The following is a 4,418-nucleotide window of genomic DNA, read 5'->3' as shown; positions in this document are numbered from 1 at the left end:
GGATCAAACTCAAAAGACAACACCTGCCCCAGAGCGCCATGGGCAGAGCCATCGACTACACCCTGACGATGTGGCCCATGCTCACCGTCTATCTCGAAGACGGTCGAGTCGAGATCGACAACAACCCCGTGGAGAACGCCATCCGGCCAACTGCCATCGGCAAGAAAAACTGGCTGTTCATCGGCGAAGCCGAAGCCGGGCAACGCAGCGCCATCCTCTTCACGCTCATCGAAGCGTGCCGCAGTCGAGGAATCGACCCGCAAACCTACCTGCGGGAAGTGCTCACCCGGCTGCCGACGCTGACCAACCGGCAGATCAAAGAAGTGACACCCGAAGCCTGGGCCAAGCCCAGGCAGATCGACAGTCAGCAGAAAGCGGCATAGTTGTCGAAACCAAAAGGCAAGCTTAGACCGAGGGCACTCGGCGCACCGCTAACTGTTCATGTCCCAGGGCGGGGAAGAGAACGATGACACTCACCGCAAGTTTGAAACCACTGACATGCGCGAGTGGACCTTTGCTTGTCCGCACTGTGACCTCCGCCAGCCCTTCAAATGGGAGAACGTGGAATGGAGTAAGGACGCCCGCGATGATGATGGCGAATGGAACTTTGCCCGCGTGCACGAGACCGCTTCGCTCACATGCGAAGGCTGCGGTCATGCGTTCGATGACAGCGACCGCACGCGGCGTGTGCTCAGCACCACGGGTCGTTATGTGCGCACCAATCTGAATGCGTCACCGGAGAACGTCGGGTTCCATTGGAATGCCCTCTGCGCGATGAGCTGGGGCAGGCTTGCTGAGTTGTATCTGCGAGCCAAAGCAGCAGCGAAGCAAGGCGATCTGGAACCGTTGCGGCAGTTCTATCAAAAGCGCCTCGCGCTGCCATGGCGCGACTACTTGGAGGATTTTAAATTGGAGATCACTCCCAGTGGCTATCGCCTCGGTGAAACCTGGGACGATGAAGCGGCAGTGAACCGGCAGGGCAAGTTCCTCACGCCGCCCTTCGATCCGGCGCTGGCTGCGGCACCACTTCGGTTCATGACGGTGGACTGCCAGATGGATCACTTCTTCGTGATCGTGCGTGGCTGGTCGTTGGAGGGTTCTTCGCGTTTGGTGTGGCGCGAACGCGTGCCCACCTGGGACGAAGTGCTCAGCTTGCAGGAGCGGTTCACCATTCACTCCAACCTGGTATTCGTCGATGCCGGCCACGCCACCTATGACGTGTATCGCGAATGCGCCAAGCACGGCTGGGTGGCTCTCATGGGCGACCGCCGTGCCACCTACGTTCACCGCACCAAGGAAGGCCGGAGCGTGCATCGGTTCTACTCGCCGCGTCGCAAGGTTGTGCTGGGGCGTGGCCAGACCTGCTCGGTGTTCTACTGGTCGAACCTCAACATTAAGGACATGCTCGCGCGGTTGCGCCGCAATCAAGACCCGGAGCGTGGCCCTACCTGGGAAATCGCCGAGGACGCCGGAGACGACTATCTCACGCAGATGGAGAGCGAGCAGCGTGTCCGCAAAGGCGGCAAGTGGCTTTGGGAACGCATCGGCAAGCGCCCCAATCATTACTGGGATTGTGAAGCCATGCAGGTGGCGGCTGCGGTGATGCTCAAACTGGTGGGACAGGAGTCGGTGAAGGCGGATGCCGAGATCAAAGAGGACGACGAACCCACCACAGATTGACACGGCTCCACGGGGCATGAACCCCACTCAAACTCTTCAGGGCAAGCTCACTTATGCGGGCATCGTCATTTCTGCGGTCGGTGCTCTTGGCCGTCTCTTCGGCCTACATCTCCCCACGGACGAAGCTCAGGGCATGGTGGCGATTGCTGCCGCGAACTGGGACACCATTGCCGAGTTTGGTGGTCTCGCCACCGCCGCCTATGGTCGTCTGCGCATCAACTGGAGGAAGAAATGACCTCCGACGCTCTTGCAACGGCTGTCATGCGACAGGCGGGCCGGTTCATTGGCCTGCGTGAAGTAAAACCCAATGCCGAATGGGACAACCCAAGCACAGCTGGGCCTGATCGCGCTCTGGTCGATGAACTGCGCTCGCTCATGCGCTCCTCGCCATGGGAACCTGGCTGGGCGTATTGCGCCGCGTTCTGTGAAGGCATGGTGCTTGCCGCGCTGCGTTCTCTCTCTGCCACACCGGAGCAGATCAAACGCTGGCAGTCGGCCATGACGCCTCACTGCGTCACCAGTGCAGCCAACTTCGGCAAGCTGGGTCTGCTTTCTCCGACTGCTACTCTTGGTGCCATCTGGCTGGCACGCCATGGCGCTACCTCCAACGGCCATGCTGGCATCGTGACAGCCGTGCGCGGCGTCAGCATGTCCACCATCGAGGGCAACACATCTCTCGATCCAAGCTCCGATGCCAAAGAACGCGAGGGCGACTGGATCACGGCACGCATCCGTTCGCTGAAGGGAAGTGGCAGCCTTGTCACCCTTGGGTTCATCACACCAGCCTCCATCCTCAAGCTCATCAACCCATGACCCAGCCACGTTATGATTCCACCATCAGCCTCGGGCATGTCGTGCAGATCCTGTCACTGGTCATCGCCGGTGCAACGGCCTGGGGTGTTCACACCAGCACGCTTCGCCACCTCGAACTGTTGCGCAACGAGGACCGCCAACGACTCGACTCTCATGATGTGAAGATTCAGCTCCTTGAACGAAGCACAGATGTGGTGAAGACGGACGTGAACTACATCCGGCTCACCGTGGATGAGATCAAACGTGACCTGAAGGAACCTGCGTCTCGTTGAGCAGTTCAGGCTGCAATCTTATGCTTTGGAGGTGTTTTCCTTTTGATAGCTGCCCTCGCAAGGTCGTAGCTCGTCTGCAAATTGATCCAAAAACGGGCGCTGGTTCCGAGTGCCTCGCCAAGAAGAATGGCGGTTTCCGCCGTGATTGCACGCTGGCCTCGAATGATCTCGTTAATACGCATGCGCCCAACCCGCATCTTGGCGGCAAGACTGGCTTGAGACAGGCCAAGAGGCGTCATAAATTCTTCCAAGAGGATCACTCCGGGCAAAACGGACGCGGGACCAAGAGGGATGGTGTGTTTCGTTTTCATAAGGTTTTTCAGTGATAATCGGTGATTTCGACATCAAACGCTGTGCCATCCTGCCATCTGAAGCAAAGTCTCCACTGAGCGTTGATTCGTATGCTGTACTGACCTGTCCGATCTCCTTTCAGTGCCTCCAGCCGGTTGCCGGGTGGAACGCGCAAGTCGTCGATGACATCCGCAGCATCGAGCATCGCCAGCTTTCGCAAAGCGACCGACGCAATCATCGCGAAGCGCTTGTTGCGTCCGGTCAACCAAAGTTGGGCGGTGTCTTTGCAGAGGAAGGAATCAATCACGTCTTGGCTGACTTGTATCGCCAAGCGATACAATGTCAATCGAATTGACAGCTCATGCCCGAGCATGGCGCAAGGTTTGTTCACCGTCGGCTTCACGGTCGCAGAAATTCTCAACATCCAGGCGAAAGCCAAGCAGATGCTGTTGGAGGGCAAGACCCTCATGAGCTGGGGCGACAGCGGCTCCAATGCTTCCAAGCAGTTCCCGATGACCGTGAAGGAGACGCTCGATGAATGCGTCCATGCACTGCGCGTTCTGGCTCCAAACACCTATGAACGTCGCCGCCGGATCACCACTTCCCACATCCGCCGTATCGCCCCATGAATCCACTTCTCCAATGGGTGAACGACTGGTTCAAGCCCAAGGCCATCAGCTCGATCTACGAATCCGCCAATCCATCGCCGCGCCGAGGTCAGGTGCCTGGTGCTTCACCGCGTGATGCGCGGCAGGATCTCACGCCTCACGTTCATCGTGAGTTGGTGAAGCGCTCGCGTTACCTGGCCAAGAACTCCGGCTTCGTGCGTGAGATGGTCAGCAACATGGCGATCTATTCCACGGGAGATGGTATTCGCCCGCAGGCACAGTCAGATGACCCGGAATGGAACCGCAAAGCGGAAGCCTATTTTCGTGGTTGGTCAGCCCGATGCGAAGTCACTGGCAGGTTCAGCTTTGAGGAAGTGCAGTCGCTGGTGTGTCGCGGCATGGATGTGGACGGTGAATACTTCATTCACCTCACCCGCAGCCGACTTGGACTGGCCGCGCTCCAGTTGATCGAGTCCCACCGCATCGGTGATGGCAACACGTCCGCCAAAAGCTACCACGGCATCACCCTGGATGCCTGGGGAGCGCCGGTTTCGTATCGAGTGATCGAGGACAAAGGTGCGCGTGAGCTGCCTGCCCAAAGCGTGCTGCATGTGTTTGAGCCGGAGAACGCCACGAGCGTTCGCAACGCCCCGACGATCCAGCATTCCATCAATCACATCATCGACGAGATGGAGCTGATCGCTTTGGAAAAGCACGCCGTGAAGGACAACTGCGACGTGACCCGCGTGCTGAA

The 4,418-nt window shown here is 58.7% G+C and carries 9 protein-coding genes; 7 read left to right on the top strand and 2 right to left on the bottom strand.

The window, feature by feature from the left end; all coding sequences use genetic code 11:
- The 5 genes from AC6FTP_RS25760 to AC6FTP_RS25740 all read left to right on the top strand — a co-directional run.
- Nucleotides 1-383: IS66 family transposase (locus AC6FTP_RS25760; protein ID WP_497209763.1), on the top strand; the 383-nt coding region annotated here is incomplete at its 5' end.
- Nucleotides 384-441: 58 nt separating this feature from the next.
- Nucleotides 442-1,680: a terminase gpA endonuclease subunit gene (locus AC6FTP_RS25755; protein WP_497209762.1), complete on the top strand. Its 1,239-nt coding sequence runs from the start codon at nt 442-444 to the stop codon at nt 1,678-1,680.
- A gap of 16 nt (nt 1,681-1,696) precedes the next feature.
- The gene (locus tag AC6FTP_RS25750; RefSeq protein ID WP_345738539.1) at nt 1,697-1,915 is read left to right on the top strand and encodes a hypothetical protein; all 219 of its coding nucleotides are present in this window, start codon (nt 1,697-1,699) and stop codon (nt 1,913-1,915) included.
- A complete protein-coding gene (locus tag AC6FTP_RS25745) occupies nt 1,912-2,493 on the top strand; it encodes a hypothetical protein (protein WP_497209761.1) in 582 nt (193 codons plus the stop codon). The genes AC6FTP_RS25750 and AC6FTP_RS25745 overlap by 4 nt, the downstream gene beginning before the upstream one ends.
- The gene (locus AC6FTP_RS25740; RefSeq protein WP_497209760.1) at nt 2,490-2,765 is read left to right on the top strand and encodes a hypothetical protein; all 276 of its coding nucleotides are present in this window, start codon (nt 2,490-2,492) and stop codon (nt 2,763-2,765) included. Before AC6FTP_RS25745 ends, AC6FTP_RS25740 begins: the two co-directional genes overlap by 4 nt.
- Nucleotides 2,766-2,770: 5 nt before the next feature.
- On the opposite strand, the gene AC6FTP_RS25735 is transcribed toward AC6FTP_RS25740, so the two are convergent.
- Together AC6FTP_RS25735 and AC6FTP_RS25730 are read right to left on the bottom strand one after the other, a co-directional pair.
- Entirely contained in the window at nt 2,771-3,076 is a 306-nt protein-coding gene (locus AC6FTP_RS25735) for a HigA family addiction module antitoxin (RefSeq protein ID WP_497209759.1), read from the bottom strand.
- Between the two features lie 8 nt (nt 3,077-3,084).
- Nucleotides 3,085-3,363, bottom strand: a complete 279-nt coding sequence (locus AC6FTP_RS25730) for a type II toxin-antitoxin system RelE/ParE family toxin (RefSeq protein ID WP_497209758.1) — start codon at nt 3,361-3,363, stop codon at nt 3,085-3,087.
- Between the two features lie 64 nt (nt 3,364-3,427).
- Here AC6FTP_RS25730 and AC6FTP_RS25725 point away from each other — a divergent pair, with 64 nt between their 5' ends.
- A complete protein-coding gene (locus AC6FTP_RS25725; RefSeq protein WP_497209757.1) occupies nt 3,428-3,685 on the top strand; it encodes a hypothetical protein in 258 nt (85 codons plus the stop codon).
- Nucleotides 3,682-4,418: phage portal protein (locus AC6FTP_RS25720; protein WP_497209756.1), on the top strand; the 737-nt coding region annotated here is incomplete at its 3' end. The genes AC6FTP_RS25725 and AC6FTP_RS25720, both read left to right, overlap by 4 nt.

Origin of the sequence: Prosthecobacter sp., from assembly GCF_044378005.1 — a bacterium.
Taxonomy (GTDB): Bacteria; Verrucomicrobiota; Verrucomicrobiia; order Verrucomicrobiales; family Verrucomicrobiaceae; genus Prosthecobacter.
The sequence above is the reverse complement of the archived record's forward strand: the minus strand, read 5'-3'. Positions and strand labels throughout refer to the sequence as shown.

Excerpts from the sequence above, each read along its gene's own strand:
- AC6FTP_RS25745 (WP_497209761.1), top strand. The coding sequence starts at position 1,912 with ATGACCTCCGACGCTCTTGCAACGGCTGTCATGCGACAGGCGGGCCGG.
- AC6FTP_RS25725 (WP_497209757.1), top strand. The coding sequence starts at position 3,428 with ATGGCGCAAGGTTTGTTCACCGTCGGCTTCACGGTCGCAGAAATTCTC.
- AC6FTP_RS25750 (WP_345738539.1), top strand. The coding sequence starts at position 1,697 with ATGAACCCCACTCAAACTCTTCAGGGCAAGCTCACTTATGCGGGCATC.
- AC6FTP_RS25740 (WP_497209760.1), top strand. The coding sequence starts at position 2,490 with ATGACCCAGCCACGTTATGATTCCACCATCAGCCTCGGGCATGTCGTG.
- AC6FTP_RS25735 (WP_497209759.1), bottom strand. The coding sequence starts at position 3,076 with ATGAAAACGAAACACACCATCCCTCTTGGTCCCGCGTCCGTTTTGCCC.
- AC6FTP_RS25755 (WP_497209762.1), top strand. The coding sequence starts at position 442 with ATGTCCCAGGGCGGGGAAGAGAACGATGACACTCACCGCAAGTTTGAA.